This is a genomic window from Bradyrhizobium sp., assembly GCF_035484855.1.
Lineage (GTDB): Bacteria > Pseudomonadota > Alphaproteobacteria > Rhizobiales > Xanthobacteraceae > Bradyrhizobium.
The window spans coordinates 1-23,203 of the sequence record NZ_DATHOP010000164.1 but is presented as its reverse complement, the minus strand read 5'-3'; the positions used below and the strand labels follow the sequence as shown (position 1 = coordinate 23,203).

General features: G+C 64.7%; 26 protein-coding genes and 2 tRNA genes. 10 read left to right on the top strand and 18 right to left on the bottom strand.

What is annotated here, in order from left to right:
- Positions 1 to 4 precede the first annotated feature (4 nt).
- Together VK804_RS18725 and VK804_RS18720 are read right to left on the bottom strand one after the other, a co-directional pair.
- A complete protein-coding gene (locus tag VK804_RS18725) occupies positions 5 to 427 on the bottom strand; it encodes a thiol-disulfide oxidoreductase DCC family protein (RefSeq protein ID WP_325372945.1) in 423 nt (140 codons plus the stop codon).
- Positions 424 to 1,323: an alpha/beta hydrolase family protein gene (locus VK804_RS18720; protein ID WP_414642810.1), complete on the bottom strand. Its 900-nt coding sequence runs from the start codon at positions 1,321 to 1,323 to the stop codon at positions 424 to 426. The genes VK804_RS18725 and VK804_RS18720 overlap by 4 nt, the downstream gene beginning before the upstream one ends.
- A gap of 287 nt (positions 1,324 to 1,610) precedes the next feature.
- Here VK804_RS18720 and VK804_RS18715 point away from each other — a divergent pair, with 287 nt between their 5' ends.
- The 3 genes from VK804_RS18715 to VK804_RS18705 all read left to right on the top strand — a co-directional run bounded on the left by VK804_RS18715 (position 1,611) and on the right by VK804_RS18705 (position 4,368).
- Entirely contained in the window at positions 1,611 to 2,120 is a 510-nt protein-coding gene (locus VK804_RS18715; RefSeq protein WP_325372943.1) for a GNAT family N-acetyltransferase, read from the top strand.
- Between the two features lie 90 nt (positions 2,121 to 2,210).
- On the top strand, positions 2,211 to 2,741 hold the full coding sequence (ppa, locus tag VK804_RS18710) for an inorganic diphosphatase (protein WP_325372941.1): 531 nt from the start codon (positions 2,211 to 2,213) through the stop codon (positions 2,739 to 2,741).
- 145 nt (positions 2,742 to 2,886) lie between these two features.
- A complete protein-coding gene (locus VK804_RS18705; RefSeq protein ID WP_325372939.1) occupies positions 2,887 to 4,368 on the top strand; it encodes a M20 family peptidase in 1,482 nt (493 codons plus the stop codon).
- Positions 4,369 to 4,496: 128 nt separating this feature from the next.
- On the opposite strand, the gene folD is transcribed toward VK804_RS18705, so the two are convergent.
- The 3 genes from folD to VK804_RS18690 are packed head-to-tail and all read right to left on the bottom strand — an operon-like array spanning position 4,497 to position 6,022.
- The gene (gene folD / locus VK804_RS18700) at positions 4,497 to 5,381 is read right to left on the bottom strand and encodes a bifunctional methylenetetrahydrofolate dehydrogenase/methenyltetrahydrofolate cyclohydrolase FolD (protein WP_325372937.1); all 885 of its coding nucleotides are present in this window, start codon (positions 5,379 to 5,381) and stop codon (positions 4,497 to 4,499) included.
- Position 5,382: 1 nt separating this feature from the next.
- Positions 5,383 to 5,703 (bottom strand): DUF167 domain-containing protein, encoded by a 321-nt coding sequence (locus VK804_RS18695; RefSeq protein ID WP_325372935.1) that lies wholly within the window; start codon positions 5,701 to 5,703, stop codon positions 5,383 to 5,385.
- Between the two features lie 28 nt (positions 5,704 to 5,731).
- On the bottom strand, positions 5,732 to 6,022 hold the full coding sequence (locus tag VK804_RS18690; RefSeq protein ID WP_325372933.1) for a YggT family protein: 291 nt from the start codon (positions 6,020 to 6,022) through the stop codon (positions 5,732 to 5,734).
- Positions 6,023 to 6,215: 193 nt separating this feature from the next.
- Here VK804_RS18690 and VK804_RS18685 point away from each other — a divergent pair.
- Positions 6,216 to 6,291 (top strand) — tRNA-Ala (locus VK804_RS18685).
- Between the two features lie 108 nt (positions 6,292 to 6,399).
- On the opposite strand, the gene VK804_RS18680 is transcribed toward VK804_RS18685, so the two are convergent.
- The 7 genes from VK804_RS18680 to VK804_RS18650 all read right to left on the bottom strand — a co-directional run bounded on the left by VK804_RS18680 (position 6,400) and on the right by VK804_RS18650 (position 14,132).
- Complete coding sequence (locus VK804_RS18680) at positions 6,400 to 7,212, bottom strand: enoyl-CoA hydratase (RefSeq protein ID WP_325372931.1); 813 nt, start codon at positions 7,210 to 7,212, stop codon at positions 6,400 to 6,402.
- An 88-nt stretch (positions 7,213 to 7,300) separates the two neighbouring features.
- A complete protein-coding gene (locus VK804_RS18675; RefSeq protein ID WP_325372929.1) occupies positions 7,301 to 8,104 on the bottom strand; it encodes a glutamine amidotransferase in 804 nt (267 codons plus the stop codon).
- A 116-nt stretch (positions 8,105 to 8,220) separates the two neighbouring features.
- A complete protein-coding gene (locus tag VK804_RS18670; protein ID WP_325372927.1) occupies positions 8,221 to 9,003 on the bottom strand; it encodes an SDR family oxidoreductase in 783 nt (260 codons plus the stop codon).
- A 273-nt stretch (positions 9,004 to 9,276) separates the two neighbouring features.
- Positions 9,277 to 9,753: a TerB family tellurite resistance protein gene (locus VK804_RS18665; protein WP_325372925.1), complete on the bottom strand. Its 477-nt coding sequence runs from the start codon at positions 9,751 to 9,753 to the stop codon at positions 9,277 to 9,279.
- A gap of 125 nt (positions 9,754 to 9,878) precedes the next feature.
- Positions 9,879 to 11,288 (bottom strand): adenylate/guanylate cyclase domain-containing protein, encoded by a 1,410-nt coding sequence (locus VK804_RS18660; RefSeq protein ID WP_325372923.1) that lies wholly within the window; start codon positions 11,286 to 11,288, stop codon positions 9,879 to 9,881.
- A 46-nt stretch (positions 11,289 to 11,334) separates the two neighbouring features.
- On the bottom strand, positions 11,335 to 12,675 hold the full coding sequence (locus VK804_RS18655; RefSeq protein ID WP_414642811.1) for a cytochrome P450: 1,341 nt from the start codon (positions 12,673 to 12,675) through the stop codon (positions 11,335 to 11,337).
- An 83-nt stretch (positions 12,676 to 12,758) separates the two neighbouring features.
- Entirely contained in the window at positions 12,759 to 14,132 is a 1,374-nt protein-coding gene (locus VK804_RS18650) for a hydrolase (RefSeq protein ID WP_325372919.1), read from the bottom strand.
- A 153-nt stretch (positions 14,133 to 14,285) separates the two neighbouring features.
- On the opposite strand from VK804_RS18650, the gene VK804_RS18645 reads away from it, so the two are divergent.
- Positions 14,286 to 15,971: an MFS transporter gene (locus VK804_RS18645; protein ID WP_325372917.1), complete on the top strand. Its 1,686-nt coding sequence runs from the start codon at positions 14,286 to 14,288 to the stop codon at positions 15,969 to 15,971.
- Between the two features lie 113 nt (positions 15,972 to 16,084).
- Here VK804_RS18645 and VK804_RS18640 read toward each other — a convergent pair whose 3' ends face one another.
- Positions 16,085 to 16,294, bottom strand: coding sequence for a hypothetical protein (locus VK804_RS18640; RefSeq protein WP_325372915.1), 210 nt, complete (start codon positions 16,292 to 16,294; stop codon positions 16,085 to 16,087).
- 106 nt (positions 16,295 to 16,400) lie between these two features.
- The gene (locus VK804_RS18635) at positions 16,401 to 16,679 is read right to left on the bottom strand and encodes a hypothetical protein (RefSeq protein WP_325372913.1); all 279 of its coding nucleotides are present in this window, start codon (positions 16,677 to 16,679) and stop codon (positions 16,401 to 16,403) included.
- Positions 16,680 to 16,923: 244 nt separating this feature from the next.
- Between VK804_RS18635 and VK804_RS18630 the strand changes: the two genes are divergently transcribed.
- Positions 16,924 to 17,940 carry a polysaccharide deacetylase family protein gene (locus tag VK804_RS18630; protein ID WP_325372911.1) on the top strand — a complete coding sequence of 339 codons (1,017 nt, stop codon included), beginning with the start codon at positions 16,924 to 16,926 and terminating at the stop codon, positions 17,938 to 17,940.
- A gap of 106 nt (positions 17,941 to 18,046) precedes the next feature.
- Here VK804_RS18630 and VK804_RS18625 read toward each other — a convergent pair whose 3' ends face one another.
- A complete protein-coding gene (locus tag VK804_RS18625; RefSeq protein ID WP_325372910.1) occupies positions 18,047 to 18,265 on the bottom strand; it encodes a hypothetical protein in 219 nt (72 codons plus the stop codon).
- A gap of 146 nt (positions 18,266 to 18,411) precedes the next feature.
- Entirely contained in the window at positions 18,412 to 18,810 is a 399-nt protein-coding gene (locus VK804_RS18620) for a hypothetical protein (protein ID WP_325372909.1), read from the bottom strand.
- Between the two features lie 216 nt (positions 18,811 to 19,026).
- Between VK804_RS18620 and VK804_RS18615 the strand changes: the two genes are divergently transcribed.
- From VK804_RS18615 to VK804_RS18605, 3 genes are read left to right on the top strand one after another with little or no spacing between them, the layout of a single operon-like run.
- Entirely contained in the window at positions 19,027 to 19,644 is a 618-nt protein-coding gene (locus VK804_RS18615) for a hypothetical protein (protein WP_325372908.1), read from the top strand.
- Entirely contained in the window at positions 19,631 to 20,011 is a 381-nt protein-coding gene (locus VK804_RS18610) for a transcriptional regulator (protein WP_325372906.1), read from the top strand. The genes VK804_RS18615 and VK804_RS18610 overlap by 14 nt, the downstream gene beginning before the upstream one ends.
- Before the next feature lie 30 nt (positions 20,012 to 20,041).
- Positions 20,042 to 20,785 carry a di-trans,poly-cis-decaprenylcistransferase gene (locus VK804_RS18605; RefSeq protein WP_325372904.1) on the top strand — a complete coding sequence of 248 codons (744 nt, stop codon included), beginning with the start codon at positions 20,042 to 20,044 and terminating at the stop codon, positions 20,783 to 20,785.
- A 676-nt stretch (positions 20,786 to 21,461) separates the two neighbouring features.
- Here the strand turns inward: VK804_RS18605 and VK804_RS18600 are convergent.
- Positions 21,462 to 21,911, bottom strand: a complete 450-nt coding sequence (locus tag VK804_RS18600; RefSeq protein ID WP_325372902.1) for a hypothetical protein — start codon at positions 21,909 to 21,911, stop codon at positions 21,462 to 21,464.
- A 224-nt stretch (positions 21,912 to 22,135) separates the two neighbouring features.
- Here VK804_RS18600 and VK804_RS18595 point away from each other — a divergent pair, with 224 nt between their 5' ends.
- Positions 22,136 to 22,483 carry a hypothetical protein gene (locus VK804_RS18595; protein ID WP_325372900.1) on the top strand — a complete coding sequence of 116 codons (348 nt, stop codon included), beginning with the start codon at positions 22,136 to 22,138 and terminating at the stop codon, positions 22,481 to 22,483.
- A 213-nt stretch (positions 22,484 to 22,696) separates the two neighbouring features.
- Here the strand turns inward: VK804_RS18595 and VK804_RS18590 are convergent.
- Positions 22,697 to 22,772 (bottom strand) — tRNA-Thr (locus VK804_RS18590).
- Positions 22,773 to 23,203 lie beyond the last annotated feature (431 nt).

Here is a 23,203-nt window from a genome sequence, read left to right as displayed (position 1 = left end):
ACCCCTATTCCATCACTCTCGCCCTCAGCCCCGCATCCGGCACAAAGCAGTCCTCGTACTTCCCAAAAATCCGATAGCGATTGCGCGCGACGAGATTGTAGACCGCGTCTCGCAGCGCTTTCGGCACCGCCCGCAATACCCGAACCCAGCCCCATCCCGGCAACCCACCCAGCACCATCAGCGCGCCGTCGGATTTGAAATACGCAACGCCGCCGTGGATCACCGCATTAGTATCAGGATCGTCCGGGTCGATGCCGAACGCCTGCGCGAGCCGCGTGCCATAAGGCGACTGGATCGCGGTGAAGCGGAAGCGCTGGGCCACGTCGCGCGCGGCGACGAAGCGGACCCAGCGCGAGCAGAACACGCAGACGCCGTCATAGAGGATCACGTCGTCGTCCGGCCATGGGTGGGCCGCGCGCGCCGTCATCGCTTTTTCGCGGTGGCCGGGGAAACGAGCTTCAGCGCTCGATCGAGGTCCGGTCCAGCGCTTCTTACGCCGGCCTCCGTCTCCGCCAGCCAGTGACCTTCGCTGCCGGATGCCGGCAGCACGCGAAACTCGACCTTGTCGCCGCCGCCGCGGAAAGCGTCGGCCAGTTGCCGCGACAGATCGGGCGAGAAATACGTATCATTTGATGCCACCAGCCAGGTCACCGGCACCCGCGCGCCACGGCCGAATTCGGCCGCCGCCGACAGTAGCGTGTGTGGCGCGCAGACGTGATTGGGGAAATCATTGGCGTGGCCGCCGCGGCCAGGTGTGAAGGCGATGATGGCGGCCACGTCAGGCGAATTCTCGCCGGCCAGCGCCAGCGCGCCCCAGCCGCCGGCCGAGTGGCCGACAATCACGGCGCCGTCGGGCCGGATGAAGGGTTGCCGGCGCATGTATGAAAGTGCGGCCGCGATCTCGCCTGATGTGGCGCGCCCGGCCTTGACATAGTCGGCCTCGTCGCAGCCGCCCTGGTCCTCGAGATATTTTCCCGCTGTGGCGCCATGGCCGGGCCGTTCCGGCACCAGCACCGCGAAACCGCGCGCCACCAGCCACGCCGCCAGCGGCCGGTATTCGGGCTGCGGCATTTGCGCGCGACGCAGCACGTTCTGCGTCGAGGCATGCGCGATCACCGCCAGCCGGAACGGCCCGTCGCCCGCGGGGCGGAACAGCACCGCATGCGCGGGCGTGTCCGGATCGGGCGAGGGCACCAGCCATGGCTGCTCGCGATTAGGCTCGGCTTCCGCGCCCTTCGCGCCGAACGGGCCTTGCGCCGCCGCGTTCTGCGGAGCGAGCGCCATCAACATGACCGCGGCAAGAAACGGCTTTAACCCTTGCATGGATTGGCCTGACACGACGGAAGCGGCGGGAACGGGTCCGCGAGCAGAATACGCACGGCGAATCAAATCCAGCGCATTTTTCCGTGAAAGCGGCCTCGCCAGCCCGGACCTCGTGCCGCCGCTACCGGCCAAATCCCGCCTACGAACCGCTGGCGAGCCGCCAAAAGCAGGCCTTTGTCCTCTTTCGGTACAGGCGGGCGGCAATACTGATGCAGAAAATCCACAGGTTAACCGATAATTAACGATAGACCTTGAAGCCGGCGCGCTGACTTGCTTTGATTGCGTCCATGAGCACAACCCTGATCGAGGTTCGGCCGGCCAAAGCTGCGGATGCGGCGGCGGTGGCGTCCACCCATGACGAAGCCTGGCGTTCGGCCTATCAGGGCATCATTCCCGGCTCGGAACTGGAGAAGCTGATCAATGGCCGCGGCCCGCAATGGTGGGACAGCGCGATCCGCAAAGGCAGCCGCGTCAGCGTGCTGGTGTTCGGCGACAAGGTCGCGGGCTATGCCAATTATGGCCGCAACCGCGCCCGCAGCCTGCATTTCGAAGGCGAGATCTACGAGCTTTATCTGCGCCCCGAATTTCAGGGACTGGGTTTTGGCCGCCGGCTGTTCACCTCGGCACGGCGCGACCTGTTGCAGAGCGGCCTGAAGAGCATGGTGATCTGGGCGCTGTCCGACAACGAGCCGGCGACCGAGTTCTACCGGGCGCTGGGCGGCCGCATGGTGGCCCGCAGCTCCGAAAAATTCGGCCCGAAGTCGCTCGACAAGGTCGCCTTCGCCTGGACCAGCTGAGTTCGGCCGCGGCTTCGAATGGGCCCAAGCTCGCGCCGCGCCTCCCGGCGATCCTTCAGGACCTAACTGCAGGAACTTGCGGGGCCTCTCATGCGCATTGACGCCATTTCAATCGGGAAGGATCCGCCGCGCGAGGTCAACGTCATCATCGAAGTGCCGGTTGGTGGTGAGCCGATCAAATACGAGATGGACAAGGAGGCCGGCACACTGGTGGTCGACCGGTTTCTCTATACCGCCATGCGCTATCCCGGCAATTACGGCTTCATCCCGCATACGCTCTCCAACGATGGCGATCCCTGCGACGTGCTGGTCGCCAATACCCGCGCCATCGTGCCGGGCGCGGTCATGAGCGTGCGGCCGGTGGGCGTGCTGTTGATGGAGGACGAGGCCGGCGGCGACGAGAAGATCATCGCGGTGCCGTCCTCGAAGCTGACGCAGCGCTACGACAAGGTAAAGACCTTCAGCGACCTGCCCGACATCACGCTGGCCCAAATCCAGCACTTCTTCGAACACTACAAGGACCTCGAGCCCGGCAAATGGGTCAAGGTGCTGCGCTGGGGCGGCGCCGAGGACGCCCACCAGCTGATCGCCGAAGGCATCGCGCGGGCGAAGGGCAAATAGGGCTTCAGCTCGACGGACTTGGCGCTTGATCTTGAAATTCGTCATGCCCGGGCTTGTCCCGGGCATCCACGTCTTTGATAGCATGCGCAAGAAGGCGTGGATGGCCGGGACAAGCCCGGCCATGACGATGAATCTGAGGTCTCCCATGCGCCGACCGATCAAAATCATCCGCAACATCGCGCTGCTCGCGATCGCGGCGATCGTCATGCTCGCCGGCGTACTCGGCCTCAATGTCGCAACCCACGGCTCGCGGCAGCTTCAGGTCGCCGCCGTGCCGCGCGCGGCGGTCGATGCGCAAGGCGCCGCGCGGCGGTTGGCCGAGGCGATTCGCTTCCGCACCATTTCGAGTTTTGAAAATCCCGACCAGGACACCGAAGCGCTGCGCGGCCTGCAGGCGCACATCGCAGGCAGCTTTCCGGCGTTTCATGCCGCCACGCGGCGCGAGCTGATCGGCGGCTACAGCCTGCTCTACACTTGGGAGGGCTCGGACCCGAAGGCAAAGCCGGTCGCGCTGCTCGCGCACCAGGACGTGGTGCCGGTGGCGCCGGGCACCGAGAAGGATTGGCAGCAGCCGCCCTATGACGGCGTGATTGCCGACGGGTTCATCTGGGGCCGTGGCTCCTGGGACGACAAGGGCAACCTCTATTCGATCCTGGAAGCCGCCGAGGCGATGGCCAAGGAGGGCTTTCATCCCAAACGGACCATCTATTTCGCGTTCGGCCATGACGAGGAAGTCGCGGGCACCCGCGGCGCCAGGATGATCGCAGCCGCGCTGGCGTCGCGCGGCGTCAGGCTCGACTTCGTGATCGATGAGGGGCTGGTGATCGCCGAAGGCCTCGTCAAGGGCCTCGACAAGCCGGCCGCACTGATCGGCGTCGCCGAAAAGGGCTATGTCACGCTGGTGTTGACGGCGCACACGGCCCCCGGCCACTCGTCGATGCCGCCGCACGATACCGCAATCGGCATGATGAGCGCCGCGCTGACGCGGCTGGAAGAGCACCGCCTGCCGATGCAGGTGAGCGGGGCGGTGGCCGACATGTTCGACACGCTGGCGCCGGAAATGGCCGGTCTCAATCGCGTCGTGCTGTCCAATCGGTGGCTGTTCGAGCCGCTGCTGCTGCGCGAATTCGAAAAGAACGGCCCGACCGAAGCGACCATCCGCACCACCACCGCGCTGACGATCTTCAACGCCGGCGACAAGGATAACGTGCTGCCCGGCAACGCCAGCGCCAGCGTCAACTTCCGGCTGCTGCCGGGCGACAGCCAGGCCGGCATCATCGACCATGTCCGCCGCACCATCCACGACGATCGAATCTCGATCGAGCCTTTTCCGGGCAATGCCGAACCGACGCCGGCGTCGAGCACCACGAGCCCATCCTATCAGACGCTGAACCGGACCATCCGGGAGATTTTTCCCGACGTCGTCGTGGCTCCCGGCCTGATGTTGGCGGGCACCGATTCGCGCCACTACGCCGGCATCGCCGACAGCATCTTCCGCTTTACACCGGTCCGCGCCAACGCGGAGGATCTGAAACGGTTTCACGGCACCAATGAGCGCCTCAGCATCGAGGGCTATGCCGACATGATCCGGTTCTACCGGCGGCTGATCGAGAACAGCGCGGGGTGAGCGGGAACGTCATCCTGAGGAGCGCGCTGTTTACAGCGCGCGTCTCGAAGGATGCGGCTTGCACCGTCGCCTGTCATCCTTCGAGGCTCGCCGAAGATGCTCGCACCTCAGGATGACGGCACGCCGCCTCACACCGCCGGCTTCGGCAGGCCGTGAATCGCGCACGCCGCGCGCAACGTGTTTACCAGCAGGCAGGCCACGGTCATTTGCCCGACACCGCCGGGCACCGGCGTGATGGCGCCGGCGACATCTGATACCTCGGTGAAGGCGACGTCGCCGACCAGCTTCGTCTTGCCGTCGGCGGAGGGCTGCCGATTGATGCCGACATCGATCACGGTGGCGCCCGGCTTGATCCAGTCGCCGCGCACCATTTCGGGTCGGCCGACGGCGGCATAGACCAGATCGGCGCGCGCGCATAATTTTGCCAGCTCGCGCGAGCGCGAATGCGCTGATGTTACGGTGGCGTTCTCGTTGAGCAGCAGTTGCAGCAGCGGGCGACCGACAAGGTTGGAGCGGCCGATCACGATGGCGTTCATGCCCTCCAGCGAGGCATGCACGCTCTTGGTCAGGATGATGCAGCCGAGCGGCGTGCACGGCGACAGCGCCGCAGAGCCGCCGGCGAGCCGTCCGGCGTTGTGCGGATGCAGCCCGTCGACATCCTTGGCCGGATCGATGGCGTTGATGACGGTTTCGGTGTGCAGCGACTTCGGCAGCGGCAATTGCACCAGAATGCCGTGCACGGCCGGGTCGCGATTGAGTTTTGCGATCAGCGCCAGCAAATCGTCCTGCGCGACGTCCTCGGGCAGCACGTACTGGAACGACGCCATGCCGGCGGCCTCGGTCTGCTTGTGCTTGCTGCGAACATAGACCTGGCTCGCCGGATCGCTGCCGACCAGGACCACCGCAAGCCCCGGCGTCAGCCCGTGCTCGCGCCGCACCCGCGTGACTTCGCCGGCGACGCGGGCGCGGAGCTCGGAAGCGATGATCTTTCCGTCGATGATCCGCGCGGGCATTTCAGTCCTTCTTTGTCGCCGTCAGCACGCGCAACGCCTCGCCGAGCTCTGCCGGATCGCCCTCGATGGCGATTTGCTTGAGACGAGAGGTCGCGCCGGAGAGAATCCGCACATTGGCCTTTGGCACGCGAAGCGCCTTGGCCAGCAGCTCCGTCACCGCGCGATTGGCCTCGCCGCCATCGGCGATGGCCCGGACCCGCACCTTCACCACCTTGCGGCCGTCGGCGAGCGTCTCGAGCCCGTCGATATCGTCGCGGCCGCCGCGCGGCGTCACCCGCAGCGCGACACTGATGCCATCGGTGGAATAGCGCCAGGGATCCATCGAGCGTCCATCAGGCACCGTGCGGCGGTCAGAACACCACGGGATAGATGTAATAGGTGATCACCCGCTGGATGAACATGATGATCAGGATCAGGATGATCGGCGAGATATCGAGGCCGCCGAGATTCGGCATGAACGAGCGAATCGGCGCCAGCAGCGGTTCGGTGATCCGGTACAGGAACTCGGCGACCGCGGAGACGAACGGGTTGCGCGTGTTCACGACATTGAAGGCGATCAGCCAGGACAGGATGGCGGCCGCGATCAGGAGCCAGACATAGAGATCGAGAACGATGAGGACGATGTCGAGAATGGCACGCATGGGCAGGTTTTTACTCGCGGTTCGGTCGCGGATTCGACTTCCTGCTAAATATCGGTTCCACCCCCTGCAAACAAGGGAAGTCCCGGCCAAATAAGCCGGAAACGGTGATTTCGCCGTTCTTGACTTGAGCTTGGCGCGGATTGTAAATGGCCCCAATTGCTGGCCGTTCTCGTTCGCGGGGCCCGGCCGCGATGGGGCCATAGCTCAGCTGGGAGAGCGCGTCGTTCGCAATGACGAGGTCGGCGGTTCGATCCCGCCTGGCTCCACCACGCTTCGCCCTTCGGGCTACGCGTGGCGCAGCCACGAGTTGTCCGAAGGACGAAGCGTGGTGCCCGGCGAAGCCCTCTTGGGCGTAGACGGGCTGAGGTTGTCAAGACTCACTTCCCCGTAAATCGCGGCGGCCGTTTCTCCATGAAACTCGCCACGCCTTCCCTGAAGTCCTGGCCGCCTAATGCCACCAGCATTTCCCTGTTGGCGTCGATGGTCGCTTCCGCCAGCGTCTGGAACGGAACGTCGTAAAGCTGCCGCTTGATCACCGCGATCGCGCTCGGCGAGACGAAGTCGGCGAGATCGCGCGCATAGGCATAGGTCTGCTCGCGCAGCTCATCCGGCGGATACAGCCGGTTGACGAGGCCGATGCGCAGCGCCTCGTCGCTCGAGACGCGGCGCGCGGACATCAGGAGGTCCATCGCATTGGCATGACCGACGATGCGCGGCAGCATCCAGCTGATGCCGTGCTCGGCGATCAATCCGCGCCGCGCGAACGCGGTGGTGAACACCGTGTTGTCGGCGGCAAAGCGCAGGTCGCAATAGAGCGCATGCACCAGGCCAATGCCGGCGGTGGCGCCGTTCAGCATGCCGATCACGGGTTTGGGGATCGACGGGTAATAAGCATAGCGCGCCTGCCAGTCGGGCCTGCGGTTCATGTCGAATGAAGGCAGGCTCTGGGCGCGCCTGATATCGTCGGGATCGAGCCCCTTCAGCGCCTCCATGTCGGCGCCGGCGCAGAACGCGCGCCCCGCGCCGGTGAGCACGATGACGCGGACATCGTCATCGGCGCTGGCGGCCTCCATGGCATGACGCACGTCGCGCTCCATGATCGGCGTCCACGCATTCATGCGGTCGGGCCGGTTCAGCGTGACGGTCGCGATCTTCTCGCTGACATCGTAGAGAATATGCTGGTAGGTCACGGCGATCTCCCTGTGCTCGCGATGAGCCCGCGAGCCTGGGGCCGACATTATCACATCCGAGGAATTGAAAGGGTTTTCGGGCCCGGCGCTACTCGGCCGCTTCCGACATCACCGAATAGGGCACGCGCGCAAGCCAGCCCTCGATGAAATGCCTCAGCCAGGCGCGTTCGACGACGTCGTGCACCGCGCGATCGGCGAAGTGATGATGACGGGCTCGCGCGCCCGGCAGATCGAGCCGCGCATCCCCGCGCGTGGTCCAGCGATGCATCATCGCGTAGGTGACGTCGGGATGAAACTGGAAGCCGAACGAATGGTCGAGCTGGAACGCCTCGACCGGAAAATCGCTGCCCTCCGCCAGCAATTCGGTGCCGGCCGGAAGCTCGAATCCCTCGCGGTGCCAGTGGTAGACGTGGTCCGGCCAATCCGGTGAAATCGCAAGCCCCGCCGGCGTCGGGCGGATCGGGTAGTATCCGATCTGTGCGCGGCCTTGCGGGTGTGGCGCGACGCGCGCGCCGAGCTGCCGCGCCAGCATCTGGGCGCCGAGGCAAATCCCCAGGAACGGCCGCTGCTCCCGCAGCGGCACCGCGATCCAGTCGATCTCGCGGCGAACGTAATCGTCGGGATCGTTGGCGCTCATCGGACCGCCGAAAATCACCGCGCCGGCATGACCGTCGAGCGTTTCCGGCAGGGGATCGCCGAAACGCGGACGCCTGATATCGAGGGGATGGCCGAGCGCGCGCAAGGCATTGCCGACCCGCCCCGGGGTCGAGCTTTCCTGGTGCAGGATGATGAGAACGGGCAAAGGCTTGGCGGTCGAGGGCGCGACCGGCGCGGCCGCGGCCTTGCCGTGGAAAGGCAGCACATTCTGGGTATTGATCGATCGATCCGGCATCGACTTATCTTCAGGCGGTCCTCAGACCAAAATGTTACCTAATCAATCGTTAATTTCGTATGAGCGTCACATGAATGAAAAGCAAATTGCGGGCCAGAGACGCGCGGCCGGCGCCCTTACGGGCGCTTGCGGAGCTGAAATCGGCCGACCGCCGCCAGGATGAACCCGCGCGGAAACAGCCGCAGCAGGCACGGCACGATCTTGATTCCGAGGCCGGGCAGCACCGCCCGCTTGTTGGCCATCAGCCCGCGATATCCGGCCTTGGCGACATCGGACGCGCTGACATTGAGGATCGCGGAATCGAAGCCGGGCTTGAAGCCCGCGCGGGCCTGAAACTCCGACGGCACCGGACCGGGACACAGCGCGGTCACCCGCACACCCTGTGCGGCGAGTTCACCGCGCAGCGCCTCCGAGAATGACAGCACATAGGCCTTGGAGGCGTAATACACCGCCATTCCGGGGCCCGGCAGGAAGCCGGCAATCGAGCCGACATTGAGGATGCCGCCGCGATTGCGGATAAGTTGATCGGCAAACCGCAACGACAAATCCGTCAGGGCGCGGATATTGACGGCGATAATGCCGAGTTGTCCGGCGCGATCGAGCTCGACCGCGTTGCCGAACAAGCCATAGCCCGCATTGTTGACGAGATACTCGACCTCCACCCCCGCTTCCGCCAGGGCCGCGGCAATCTTGTCGCCGGCATCCGGCTGTTCGAGGTCGCACGGGATCACGAGCGGCGCAACGGCGCCGCCGGCGGCGATTTCGTGGGCCAGCTGGGCCAGCCGATCGGCGCGGCGCGCCACCAGGGCCAGACGGTGGCCGTTCGATGCGAAAACGCGCGCCAGCTCGGTGCCTATTCCCGCCGAGGCACCGGTAATCAGCGTCACACGCTCGGTCACGATTGAATTCTCTTAAATCAATTGCAGGGATATGAGGCTAACGCGTCCCAAGGAAAGAGCATACGCCCTAGGTGGGATGCAAGCCACCTGCAAGCATATCGACGTGCTCAAACGCACAATGCTGCGGTCTTGAGCGCGACATTTTGGGGCTCTGCGCGCCAGCCGGCCGCCAATTGCCGGCACATTAAAGTTTGGTTATGTCGTGCGCCGCACCATGGACGGCTCGAAATGCGCGGGCTGCCGCGTGGCACATTGCCGCGCCTTTGCGATATCTCAGCCGCCCGCAGCCGCCGGCTGCCTGGCTGCGACGCTATGCTTGAGATCGATCCGTTCCCGCGAAGACACGGCCAGCAGATCGGCCGCCCGCCAGACCACGTTGTCCTCGAACTCGCTGACCCGGCCGTCGGCATACACCAGCTCCCACATCATCTCGACGATGCGGAGCCGGCCCGCCTCGTCCACCGAGCGCATGATGACGCTGGTGAAATGATAGAGATCGACCGCCTCGCCTTCGACCTTCATCGCGGACGCGATCAACCTGTCCGCGGTGCCGGGATCAAGGCCAAAGCGACTCTCGATCAGGCTGTGAAGCTTGCGCTTCTCGGTCTCCGACGGCTCGCCGTCGAGCGAAATGACATGGACCAGCAGCGCGGTCGCCGCCAGCCGATAGCCGGTGTCGTCGAACGACCGCTCGGCATGAGCGGTTGGCGAAACGACGTCGGCAATGAATTGGCGCAGTCCGTCCAGCATCGCTTGCTACCCAAATCGTGTGAGGCATCGTTGGCCGCCATCAGCGGCGATGCCCATTATATGGATTGGAAAATCGACACGCGCAATCGCCGGTTCCGGCCACGCCGCATTACGTTTCGGCAATCTCAGGGAATCTCGTAGACCACCATCTTGTCGGCGATCCCGCGCAACGCCGCCTGCTTTTGAATCGGCCGGATTGCCTCCTTGTCGAGCAGGGCGGCGACCTCGGGCGCGTCGATCACCGGTCCGGTGATGTGGATCGCCTGCGAGGTCGACAGGCCCTGGACGCGCGCGGCGATATTGACGGTCTGGCCGAAATAATCCTGCCGCTCGTTCAGCATCACGGCAAGGCACGGGCCCTCGTGGATGCCGATCTTGACCACCAGGTCGTTCCGGCCGCGCTCGACGTTGAGCGCATCCATGGCGGCGCGCATCCGCAAGCCCGCCACGATCGCGTGTTCCGGCCGGACGAAGGTCGCCATCACGGCATCGCCGATCGTCTTCACCACTGCGCCCTTCTCCGAGGAGATGATTTCCAACAGCGCATGGAAATGCGCGCGCACCAGGTCGAACGCGGCGAGGTCGCCGACCCGCTCGTACAGCGCGGTCGAGCCCTTGAGGTCGGTGAACAGGAAGGTCAGCGAGGTGATCTTCAGCCGCTGATCGATGTTGAGATTGTCGGCCTTGAACACGTCGCGGAAGGTCTGGTTGCTCAGCATCCGTTTGGCGGTCAGGAACGGCTTGCGCTTGCCGATCAAATGATGAAGCGCGTCGGCCGCGATGAACACGGTCGGCAGCGTCCGCACGCCCGCCTGATTGTCGAGCGACAAGCGCAGCGGTCCCGGGCGCATGATCGTGGTCCCGACCGGCGCCTTTACCTTGTTGTAGATCAGCGACAGCTGCTGGCGCTCCCTGGTCGGCTCGCCCTGCACATCGATGAACTGCGCGGAATGCGTCACCGGCTCGAACACGATGACGAATTGCGGCGGCAGCTGCAGCGACAGGATCGCTTTCTCGCCCGCCGGCAGTTCGAGCGCATCCAGCGTCACCTCGTCGCTCAGCGACGTGAAGGATTCCTTGTCGAAATCGACGCCCGAACTCCAGAACACCTGCTTGAAATACTCCCACAGCGGCAGCGAGTTCGGATCATGCGCGGCGATCCGCCTGACCCGCGGACTGACCGTGAAGGCGACCTCGACCTGCTCGTCGACCGAAGCCTCGTAGCCGCAGGCGCAGAGCCCGCAATGATAGTCCTCGTGGCGGAGCGATTTCAGCGTCGAGTGGGCATCCAGCACGCCACTGCAACCGGGGCACAACACGTTCCAGGAGAGATCGAACAATCCGAGCCGGGAAGCATGCAGGAAGCCGGAAATCACCCGCTCCTCGTCAAGCCCGGTCTGCTTTGCAAAATCCAGCAGATTGATGCGGTTGAGCTCGTGATCCTCGCCCTTTTCGATCAGCCGCAGGATCGCATCGGCGACCGCCGGATCGGCGGTCTGCTTCAATACCTGGATCTGGGCCTGGATCTCGCTCATGCCGGCAACCTAAATGGGATCGCGGGAACCTACATGCAATGCCTCGTCAACGGGGCGTGATACGGAACATCGGCGAGCGATCGGGCTGCGTGGTCACCACGCCGACCGGCATCACCGGCGCCTCGTCGAGCAGCGTGACGCGGAATGCGCCGATCAATTTGGCGAGCGCCAGGGTGGCTTCCACCAGCGCGAAATGCGCGCCGATGCAGACCCGCGCGCCGACGCCGAACGGGAGGTAGGCGAAGCGATCCGGCGGCGGCGCGGGAGGCATAAAGCGCTGCGGGATGAAGGCATTCGGGTCGCGCCAGAGCTTTTCGTGCCGGTGCAACAGCCACGGCGCGATCAGGATCACATCGTTCTTCCTGACCGGCATGCCGGCGACGGTATCCGGGCCGGCGGCAGCGCGTGCGATCAGAAAGGCCGGCGGATAGAGCCGCATCGTCTCGTCGACCACCGCACGGGTGAATCTCAGCCGCTCGACGTCGAGCATTCCGTTTGTAGCTGCGCTCGCCACCTCGGCGGCGAGTTCATCCTGGGTCGCGGGATCGAGCGCCAAGAGATACAGCGACCAGAACAGCGCGGTGGCGGTGGTCTCATGGCCGGCGAGAATCATGGTCGCGACCTGATCGCCGAGCTGCTCGTCGCTGAAGGCTTCATTGGATTCGGGATCGCGCGCGGCGACCATCAGATCGAACAGGTCGCGCGGCGGCGCGCCTTCGGTCTTGCCGGCGGCGCGGCGCTCCGCCATCAGCATCCTCACGAACCGCGTCCATCGCTTGCGGAAGCGGGCGCGGGCAAAATCCTGCAGGGTCGGCCAGTTCAGCGGCAGCACCAGATCGAGAAAATGCGGCCGCGCCAGCCGCGTACCATATTCGACGACGAAATCGCGCAACGCCGCGCCATGCCGCTCCATGCCGAATGAGAACATGGTGCGCCCGGCAATCTCGAGCGTCATCCGCTGCATCGCCTCGCGCAGATCGACCGGCGCGTTGCCGGCCGCCCGAAGCTTTGCGATCGTCTCGTCGGTAGCGGCGACCATGTGCGGCACCAGCGACATGACCGCGCGTGGCGTGAAGGCCGGCGCCAGCGTTCGCCGCTGGTGCTTCCAGGCGCGGCCTTCTGATATCAAGAGGCCTTCGCCCAGCATCGGCCGCAACACCCGGATGCCGGCCGGCGTGCGGATATAGTTCTCGTAATTGTCGACCAAGACATGCCGAATCGCATCCGGCGTGTTGAGGATGAAGCTGCTGCGCCGGAAGAAGCGGCCGCGGACCACGTCTTCCTGATAGGCGCGGTCGCCCCAGGTGCTGATCGGGTTCTCCCCCATCGCCTTCAGGCGCCCGAGCGCGGTCATGCCGGCGGGCGCGCGCGGCGGGGTCGGCGGCATCAACGGCCGGCGCGCCACCTCGATTTCCCAGGCTTCGGCAATGCTCACGGGCGGCCTCGCGCAAATGATGACGCCAACACCAGCTAATAAGTCAGCTCGGCCACCGCAATCCTATTTTCCGACGCCGGCCAGGCCCGTGCCACGATCCGCTCCTCGTTGAACAGAGCGGTGACGGGACGGCCGGCCTCCGCCGCTGGAAGGCGCAAGGTGCTGATCGAATCGGTCGGCACCCCCGGCTTCACGTCGGTTGGCTCCTTGCCGTCGAACAGCACGACATCGCGCGGCAGCCCAAAATATCCCCGCGGCCGTGACATCAGAACGACACTGCCCGCACCGGCATCCGAAGGTCCCAGCGGCCGGGCGGCGCGCAGATGAACGATGTCCGAGGTGCGCGGGAAGGGCGAACGATAGAAATGCGTGGTGACCGAACCGGCCGACGTCAGCACCATTTCGAGATACCAGGACGGATCGACCCTGGCCGGACCCCAGCGTCCATCCGCGGCTGTTTGCGAGCTATGAACCGCACCGCCGAGCCGCTCCCCGGTATCGGGAGATACCCGGTAGATTTGCACCGATGCGCCCGCCACCGGGCGATTGGTTTGGACGCCGCCCGGCGTATCCGTGACGAGGCCACTCAATCTGACTTCCGTTTCCGGTATGATCGCGATCCGGTCCAACTCGCGCCCGGCGATGAATTTGTAGATCTCGCGGAACGCCCGCGGCGAATAGGCCGTCTCGCGATGGTCGACCGCGCCGATCACAAGATTGGTTGCGCCCTTGAGCGCCGGCCCGTCGAAGCCAACGCCAGTCGGCGTGCCCGGCTTGCCGAGAACGAAGCCATCGGGCTGCGCATATTTATCCATGCCGTCGCTGCGCAAGGTCAGGAACGCCGTGCCCGACGTGACTTCGCTGTCGCCCTGGTTCAGCGCGCGCAGGAAAGCACCGCGGCCATTGAACTCGCTGCCGGGATTGTCGTCCCAATCGGACACGCCGTGATTGGGCACGCTGCAGAGCACGGCGTGGCTGACATCCGCGCCGCCGCCATTCCTGATGTAGCTGCGGATCGGGTAGCCGCCGCGCGAATTGCCGACCAGTGCGACACGCGGCGCGCCGGTGCGGCGCTTCAGCTCCTGGATCGCATCGGCCAGCTCGCGGCGCTGATCTTCGGTCGAGGATTTGTTCGGCTCGGGCACGCCATCGTCAGCGCGCGCCAACGGATCAGTGAAATTGATCGCGAACATGCGCTCGCGCGCTACCCCGTTGGATTCCATTCGCCACAGCGTGGTCATCCACAAGGGCGCCTGCTCGCCATTGCCGTGAGCGAACAGGATCGGCGGAATTTCGCTTGCGCCGGGCGCGGCGGGAGCCGGCTGCGCCAGCGCAGCCAGGTCAAAATTCGCGGCTGCCAGGGGCAGCGCCGCTGCGCCCTTCAGAGCCGTCCGCCGCGATATCCGCATTTTGCTCACTCCTCGTTATAATTCAGCACCTTAGCTGCCGCGCGCGACCGCTATTAAGGCCCTGCCACTGGACAGGGAAGGACTTTCGCGGGCATCACTTGAAATCGTAAGGGAATCAGGGCCGGTGCAGCACCGGCGTCAGCGGAACCGGATATGACCGATCAGCCGAAACGACCGACCGTAGCCGCCGACGGGATCACCGCTCCGCTGCGACATACGATATTCCGGCGCATCTGGCTGGCGAGCCTGCTCTCCAATCTCGGCATCCTGATCCAGGGCGTCGGCGCGGCCTGGGCGATGACGCAGATGACGCCGTCCGCCGACAAGGTGGCGCTGGTGCAGACCGCGTTGATGCTGCCGGTGATGCTGATCTCGATGCCGGCCGGCGCCATCGCCGATATGCACGATCGCCGCATCGTGGCGATGATCTCGCTATCGATTGCGCTCTCCGGCGCGACCGCACTCACCGCACTGGCGTGGCTCGGCCTCATCACGCCCTATGTCCTGCTGGCGTTGTGCTTCGTGGTCGGCAGCGGCATGGCGTTGTTCGGGCCGGCCTGGCAATCCTCGGTCAGCGAGCAGGTGCCTTCGGAAACGCTGCCGTCGGCGGTGGCGTTGAACGGCATCAGCTACAACATCGCGCGCAGCTTCGGGCCCGCGATCGGCGGTATCGTGGTTGCGACATCGGGCGCGGTCGCAGCCTTCGCGGCGAATGCGCTGCTCTATCTCCCCCTGCTCACGGTGCTGTTCCTGTGGAATCGCGTCAGCCTGCCGTCGCGGCTGCCGCGCGAACAGCTCAGCCGGGCCATGGTCTCCGGAGTGCGCTACATCACCAATTCGCCGTCGATCAAGATCGTGCTGACGCGCACGATGGTGACCGGATTGATCGGCGGCTCGTTGTCGGCGCTGATGCCGCTGGTGGCGCGCGACCTGCTGCATGGCGGTGCGCAGACCTACGGCATCATGCTGGGCGCCTTCGGCATGGGGGCCGTGATCGGCGCACTCAACATCGCCGAAGTGCGTAAGCGCCTGAGCGGCGAGGCCGCGGTGCGCGCTTGCGCGCTGTCGATGGGCGGCGCGATCGCAGCCGTAGCCCTGAGCCGGGAGCCGGTGCTGACGGCCGCCGCGCTGGTGGTGGCCGGCGCGGTCTGGATGCTGGCGGTCGCCTTGTTCAACATCGGCGTGCAGCTTTCTGCGCCGCGCTGGGTCGCGGGCCGCTCGCTGGCGGCGTTCCAGGCCTCGATTGCCGGCGGTATCGCGATCGGCAGCTGGGGCTGGGGTCACCTGACCGACGCCGCGGGCGTCGAAACCGCGCTGCTGGTTTCGGCCGGCCTGATGCTGGCCTCGCCATTGCTCGGGATCTGGCTGCCGATGCCGCGGGTCGGCGCCCGCAACGAAGACGCCGAGGTGCTCGCCGATCCCGAGGTGCAATTGGCGATCACGGGGCGCAGCGGACCCCTGGTGGTCGAGATCGAATATCGCGTCGCCCAGGAGAACGCCCGCGCCTTCCACAATGTGATGCAGGATGTGCAGCTCAGCCGCCAGCGCAACGGCGCCTATGGCTGGTCGATCGCGCGCGACATCGCCGATCCCGAGCTGTGGACGGAGCGCTATCATTGCCCGACCTGGTTCGACTATCTGCGCCAGCGCAGCCGCTCGACGCAGTCCGAGCGCGCCCTGCACCAGAGCGCGCAAGCCTTTCATCTCGGGCCCGATCCGGTGCGCGTCCGCCGCATGCTGGAGCGGCCGTTCGGATCGGTGCGCTGGAAGGAAGAGACGCCGGACCGCGCCGCCAACGAAGTGCTGCCGGTCGCCACCGCCGCCAGCGGCAGCACGTAGTTTTGCATACTGTCATTCCGGGGCATCGCGTAGCGATGAACCCGGAATCTCGATCGACAACTTCCGGATTCCGGGTTCGATGCTGCGCATCGCCCCGGAATGACGAATTTCAACTACTGCCCGTGATCGGTGAGGACCTTTTCGCAGGCCCTGCTGAGCCTGGCGCGATGTTCTTTGAGGCACATCAGCACAATCTGGTCGCCGTCATTCATGTGCGCGCGGCAGAACCGTGAGACGTCGCGGGCGCAGGCGTCCTGGCCTTGCTGCGCCGACGCTGCGGAGGCCAAAAGGACGAACGGAACAATGAAAAAAAATCGGGCCATGAGTTACGCCTTGCCGGTCGTGATCTCCAGCGCGTTCTAATGCGCCCACACCGGCGCCGCAACGCCTTTTGTCTGCGTGCGGCGGCCTCGGCCCGTATCAGCCGGCTTACTTCGTGGCGACCTTGGACTGCTGCGCGGCGACATCGTGGTCCATCACGGTGCGGCAACCGGCAGAGAGCTCGGCGCGATGCTTATACATGCAGGCAGTGATTGCCGGGATGTTCGGGATTTCGGAGCTGCACAGGCGGAAGGCGTCGCCGGTGCACATCTGCTGCGCTTCGGCGCTGAAGGCGAAGCTTGGGCTCGACGACAGGGCGGCGAAGGAGACGGCGAAGGCCGCTACCAAACCGGCCTGGCGGATCGTCTTGCTGAATGAAGCGGTCATTGTCGGCTCCTCGGGTTTGCCGCGGGTGGCGGCGCGTTGTTGATGCCTGTTAGTGCCGCAACGGCCGGATATGGACTGTGATGACCATCACTCCGGCAGGGCAGCTGTGACCTCAGTCACTCAGGGTTTTGCGCCGAGCCGGAATTTGGCGGCCCGAAACCGGGGCCGCGTTCGCGAACCTTTAACGACTATTTCCCATTAATGACTTGGCGAGAATGCCGGGTAATTTTTGGAAAGTGGTGCGATGCGTAGTGCGTTGGGTCTGATATTGGCGAGTATTGTAACGGCCGCGGCGATTGCCGGCGTTTGGTTGTGGAAGGCCTCACCGCGTTTGGAATTGGCCGCTCCGAGCACCGTCACCGCGCCGCTGGCCGAACGGTTGGCGGCAGCCGCATCAGCCAAGCCGCGCGGCGACGATGTCGAGGTCACCGCGGCCATTCCGGCCAAGGCGCCGGTGGCGCCGCCGCAGGCCCCAGCCTGCGCCAATCCGGATGCGCTCGGCGTTTCCCGGGTGGTCGAGATCGACACCACGGGCGGACCGGGCTTTGGCTTCGAGCATTTCAAGCAGCTCGATTTCCTCACCGACAAGGAGGTCGTGCTGACCTTCGACGACGGCCCATGGCCGGGCAATACGCCGGCCGTGCTCAAGGCGCTGGCCGACGAATGCACCAGGGGCCTGTTCTTCCCGATCGGCAAGCACGCCACCTACCATCCGGAGATCCTCAAGCAGGTGCTGGCTGCCGGCCATACGGTTGGCGCCCACACCTGGTCGCACGCCAACCTCAACACCAGGAAGATGACGGAGCAGATCGCCAAGGACGAGATCGAGAAGGGCTATAGCGCGGTCAAGCTCGCGTTGGGCACCGCGCCCTCGCCGTTCTTCCGCTTCCCCGAGCTGCAGCATGGGCCGGCGGCGATGGCCTATCTCGCCTCGCGCAACATCGCGATCTTCTCCTGCGACCTGGATTCCTTCGACTTCCGGGCGAAGAATCCCGAGCAGATCATCACCACCGTCATGACCAAGCTCGACAAGCAGGGCAAGGGCATCATCCTGATGCATGATTTCCAGAAGCACACCGCCGAGGCGCTGCCGGAGTTGCTGCACCGGCTGAAGGCCGGCGGCTACAAGGTCGTGCAGATCAAGGCGAAGACCTCGCTGCAGACGCTGCCCGAATATGACGAGGCGCTGGTCAAGAGCCTGAAGGTGCCGGTCGCCAGCACCCGCCCGGTCTCGAGCGTGGTGCAGACGGTTTCGCAATAGGGCGAGGTCGTCATTGCGAGGAGCGAAGCGACGAAGCAATCCATCTCTCAGCTTGCGGCGCGATGGATTGCTTCGCTTCGCTCGCAATGACGGAAGTAATGATTTCTCACGCGCTCCCGGCGCAAGGCGCTTGCGCGACGGGGGCCGATAGCTTGGTTGCGGCGGAGAAATCCGCCAACGCCTTTGCCGACGACCAATCGACATAGCGGACGAACGCACCTGACAGCGCGACCAGGACGAGGACCTGCACGATGAGGGTTCGCGCAACGGCCAGCCGATCGATGCCGCGATGTTCGGGGCGCTGGCTACCGTGTGACGACAACATGGGCATCTCCTGTCAGCAGGCTTGCACCCTTCAATAAGCCGACTGCGTATTGTCGATGTGAACGGCTTCACATCTCCCGGAAAATTGAAGCATCGGCCGATCGCGCGTTTTGGCGGATCGGCCGATACCGGGATCGCGATGTCGGCTTACCAATAGACGCCGTAGCGATGCAGCTCGCCGATGATGCGGGCTTCCGACCAATTGTGCCGGTGCTTCGGCTTGTCGGCCTTCGCGGTCTTGTCGGCGACCGGCTTGGCGGCGGCAGCGGGCGTGGCCGTATCGGCCTTCGGCGCCTCCGCCGTCGGGCTCACGGGCGACGGCCGGTCGACGAATTTCGGCGCTTCCGCAGGCGCAACCGCTTCGGCGGGCGCCGTCGCTTCGGCGGACTCCCCGGCCGAAATCTTGGGCGTGAGCGCTTCGACCGGCTTGGCCGGCTGCGTGGCGGTCATCTCGTCACCCGAGGCCAGGCTCAGGTTGCGTGTTTCCCCGGCCTGTGCGGTTGCGGATATCAGAACCAGCGATGCGATCAGGGCGAATTTGCGCATGTGATGTCTCCTGTGGTGGGCGGTTGCTGTCCGGTGTTGAGGGGAAGTTAAGGCAATCTGAACCTCGATTATGTGAGCTAGATCACGCACAGCGCCCCCTCGACGCGCCGGGGGTTCTTGATTTGGCCGTCTGGGGGCTTGATCGCCCGCCCGGGGGCTTGCCATTACTTTGCAATCGCGTATGCTTTGTATTGCAAAGTGGTTATGGGGCACTTGATGCGCGATCTCGACAAGGCGTTGGCCGACATATTCGCCATTCGCAGCCAGATTGCCGCCGGCACGGCGTTTCGCGGCTATGGCCCGGCGGCGATCGCCGCTACCGGCGCGTTGGCGCTCCTGACCACGCTGGTTCAATTCTGGTGGCTCGACGATCCGACCGGCCATCCGCTGGTCTTCTTCGCCGGCTGGGCGGCAGCAGCTGTGGTCTCGGGCGCGCTGATCTGGATCGAGATGCAGGCGCGCTCGCATCGGCATCATTCGGGCCTCGCCGACGCCATGATCCTGCAAGCGGTCGAGCAATTTCTCCCCGCCGGCGCGGCCGGCGTGCTGCTGGCGGCGATGCTGTGGAAGTTCGCACCCGAAACGCTGTGGATGCTGCCGGGCCTGTGGCAGCTCTTGGTGAGCCTCGGGATCTTCGCATCCGTCCGCTCGCTGCCGCGCACGGTGGCGTTTGCGGGTGCGTGGTATTTCGTCGCGGGCTTTGCGACCTTGCTGCTGTCGAGCCAGAGCCACGCGCTGTCGCCCTGGGCCATGGGCCTGCCGTTCGTGTTCGGCCAGTTGCTGATGGCCGCGATCCTGCATGTTGCTTCCGGAGAAGACGATGTCGAAGACTGAAGCCAACCACGCGCCGTTTTCCTATGACGGTCTCGACCGCGTCATCCACGAGAAGGCGCGATTGGGATTGCTGACCTCGCTGATGGCCCATCCCAAGGGGCTGGCGTTTGCCGACCTCAAGCAGCTCTGCGGGCTGACCGACGGCAATCTCAGCCGGCATCTCGGCGTGCTGCAGGAAGCCGGCCTCGTCGAAGTGACCAAGGGTTATGAGGGCAACCGCCCGCATACTTCGTGCCGCCTGACCAGGACCGGCCGCCGCCGCTTTCTCGATTATCTCGCCGTGCTCGAAGGCCTGGTCCGCGACGCCGCCAGGGCCGCCGGCAAGGAAGACGCCCCCGCCGCCAGGTTTCGCATCCTCCCGGTTTGACTCTCCCCTTTTTTGCAAGGAAACTTTGTGATGCAAAGTGATCTTTCGGCCAAACTGCATGTCGGCATCATCATGGACGGCAATGGCCGCTGGGCGAAACGGCAGCGGCTGACCCGGCTGCGCGGGCACGAAGCCGGCGTCGAGGCGATCCGCCGCGTGGTGGAGGCCGCGCCCAAGCAGGGCGTCGGCACGCTAACGCTCTATGCATTCTCCAGCGACAATTGGCGCCGGCCGAAGGCGGAAGTGTCGGCGCTGATGCAGCTGTTGCGGTTCTATCTGGCGAGCGAAGTCGAGAGCCTGGTGCGCAACGGCGTCCGCCTCACCGTGATCGGCCGCCGCGACCGCCTGCCTTCTGGCATCGCCGACGCCATCGGCCGCGCCGAGGCCGCGACCGCCGACGGCGACGTGCTGCATCTGCGCATCGCGGTGGACTATTCGGCCCGCGACGCCATCCTCAACGCCGCGGCGAAGGCCGCTAGTCTGCGCGAGCTGACGCGCGAAGCATTTTCCAGCCTCGTCACCGGCGAAGCAGGCATGCGCGACGTCGACCTCGTGATCCGGACCAGCGGCGAGCAACGGCTGTCCGACTTCCTGCTGTGGGAGAGCGCTTACGCGGAGCTGCATTTCACGAAGACCATGTGGCCGGATTTCGGCGAAGACGAGCTTCGCCAGGCGCTGACCTCCTTCCACGGCCGCGAACGCCGCTTTGGCGGCTTGCAGCCGGAGCTGGCGGAAATCGCCGGCGAGGCGGCGTTGAGTTTGCAGGAGGGGTGACGGCCGCGTGGCGCGCCGTCGCCAATCCGCAACAGTTGTCGTCCCTGCGTTCGCAGGGACGACGTGGAATGGGTGGCGCGGACTTGCGGTTGATTCGTCATTGCGAGCGCAGCGAAGCAATCCATGGCGCGGCAAGCGGAGAGATGGATTGCTTCGTCGCAAGTGCTCCTCGCAATGACGACTGGGCATACCACCGCATTCTCGCCGCATACTTTTTGCGCGAGGTATCCATTTATTCCCGCCCTCTGAACAAAGGGCGTGGGGAATGCCGGGCGCTCGATGCACCCGCAGCCTCGCGTGCGAAATAAAACAAAGCACACGAGCGTAGTCACCACGAGTCCACCGGAGAAACCCGGCATTCCCGCACGCGAATGGTTTTAACGGCTGCTTCGTGATCTCCCCGGAGCTCGGGCTTGTTTGTCTCCGTCGCCTGCGGAGTTGCCTCCGCAAACTTGACACCGGCGTCGAGGTGCCAGAACCACACGACTTGGCCGTCCGCGTCCGGCGCCCACGTCTTGAAAGCGCCATTCGCGTCCACCGCATCCCGCCCCGCGTTGTTGACGTTGCGCAACGCCCCTTTGGTGGGGCGGGACGGGGTGGATATAGGGTGATTTACGTATTCGGAAAAGCAGAATGAGCTGCGACAAATTAACCCGACGGGCAAAATTACCCGCGCTCAGAACAGAAACGGACTGACTGAAACGGAAATCTTCCCGTCCGCCGTCTGCTCCACCCTGAATTCCACCTCTTTCTGGGCCACCGTGTCGCCGACCTTCACATACATCAGCCCGGTGCAGGACGAAGCCCCGGCCTTTTTCGAATTCAAGACGATGGTGTCGTCCAGCGAGTAGATCGCGTCCTGTTTCGCTTTTTCGAAGATCGCCGATTTTTCGGCCGGCGAATTCGCGTTGCGCATCATCTCGTCGACCGCGTCCGAATTCTGCACCGCGAAATTCAGCAGCGGATTATTCCTGTTGTCGGCGACGCTCCTGACGACGGAGCTGCGCACGTCGGAAGAACCGCAGTCGGGTCCCGTCTCCCCGCAGCCGCTCAACAGCAGCAGCACGGGGAAGCACGATAAGGCCTGTCGCGGCTTTCTCCCGAAGAAGTCGATTGAAGTGATCAAGAACATTCCCTTGCTTCGACGCGACACCAGACTGAATTGCCCTGACGTGTCACGCACCGTATTCCAAGATGGCGAACGGACGGAGCATGGACCACCCCGCTCACGCGGGATTTATTTGGAGAAACCTGCGAAATCGCCGCTGCCGCAACAGCAGCCACGCGTTCCCGTTCTCGATATGACACAGAAAAAGCCCCGTTTGCACGGGGCTTTTTCGAATTTCTCCCTTGATGGATCAGCGCGGCTGGTTTCGGTTCACCCCCGAGCCCGAGCCGTTCGGCGTCGAAGTCGACCCGTTCGGCGAGGGGTTGGGATTGAGTGTGTTGCCGGACGGGTTGATCGGCGTATTGGCGCCGATATTTCCGCCCGGCGTCGTTGCACTGCCGGTGGTGGTGGTGCTCGATCCAGTCGTTCCGGTACCTGTTCCGGCGCTGCCAGCGGCGGGACCGGCCGCAAACGCCATCGAGGAACTCAAGGCGAGGACCGATGCCAACGTTATCGTTGCGAGTTTCATGATTGTTTCCCTGGTTGATTGCTACCAAGGACAACCGGGGCTCGTTCGAAACGTTCCTTAGTCGGTGATCACGAATGGCTTCATGGCTTCGCGGGCTCAAGCCGAAACATCGGGCGCAATAGCGAAGCGTATTGCGCCAACCGCCTCGAATTGGCGGAATACGTTTCTGCTATTCGGCCCGACACGCAGCTTGGGGCACGCTTGCCGGCAGCGCAGATTTTTTCTTCGTGGCGCGCTGAAGGGACGAGTTGGCGACCGCAGGGATCGAAAAGGCTGGTGCCGCAAACAGGACTCGAACCTGTGACCCCGTCATTACGAATGACGTGCTCTACCAACTGAGCTATTGCGGCGGACCAAGCGGCGCGCCGGCGAAAGCCGCCGAAAACGCCCGCACCTGATATCGGGCAGCGCCCGATTTGGCAAGGAAAACGGCGGCCTGCTTAGCGAAACTCGTCATGACCGGGCATGTCCCGGGCATCCACGTCTTGACGGGATTGCGGCAAGGAAGACGTGGATGGCCGGGACGAGCCCGGCCATGACGAAACGAAAGGGGGAACTAGCTGCTCGCTTTGACGTGCGCGCTGCGCTTTGCGCTATCGTCACAAAACGCCCATAGCGTTCCGGCGGGCTCGTTCTGGCGCTAACAGTCCGCTGAAAAACGTAAAGAATGAGGCGTTTTTTCTGTTGGGGTTCGGTTGTTGGGATGGCGTATTGGGGAGTTTGAGGTCTGTTGGCTAGGCTGCAGCCAGTTTGGGGATGCGGATCAGGTTGTAGGCGATCA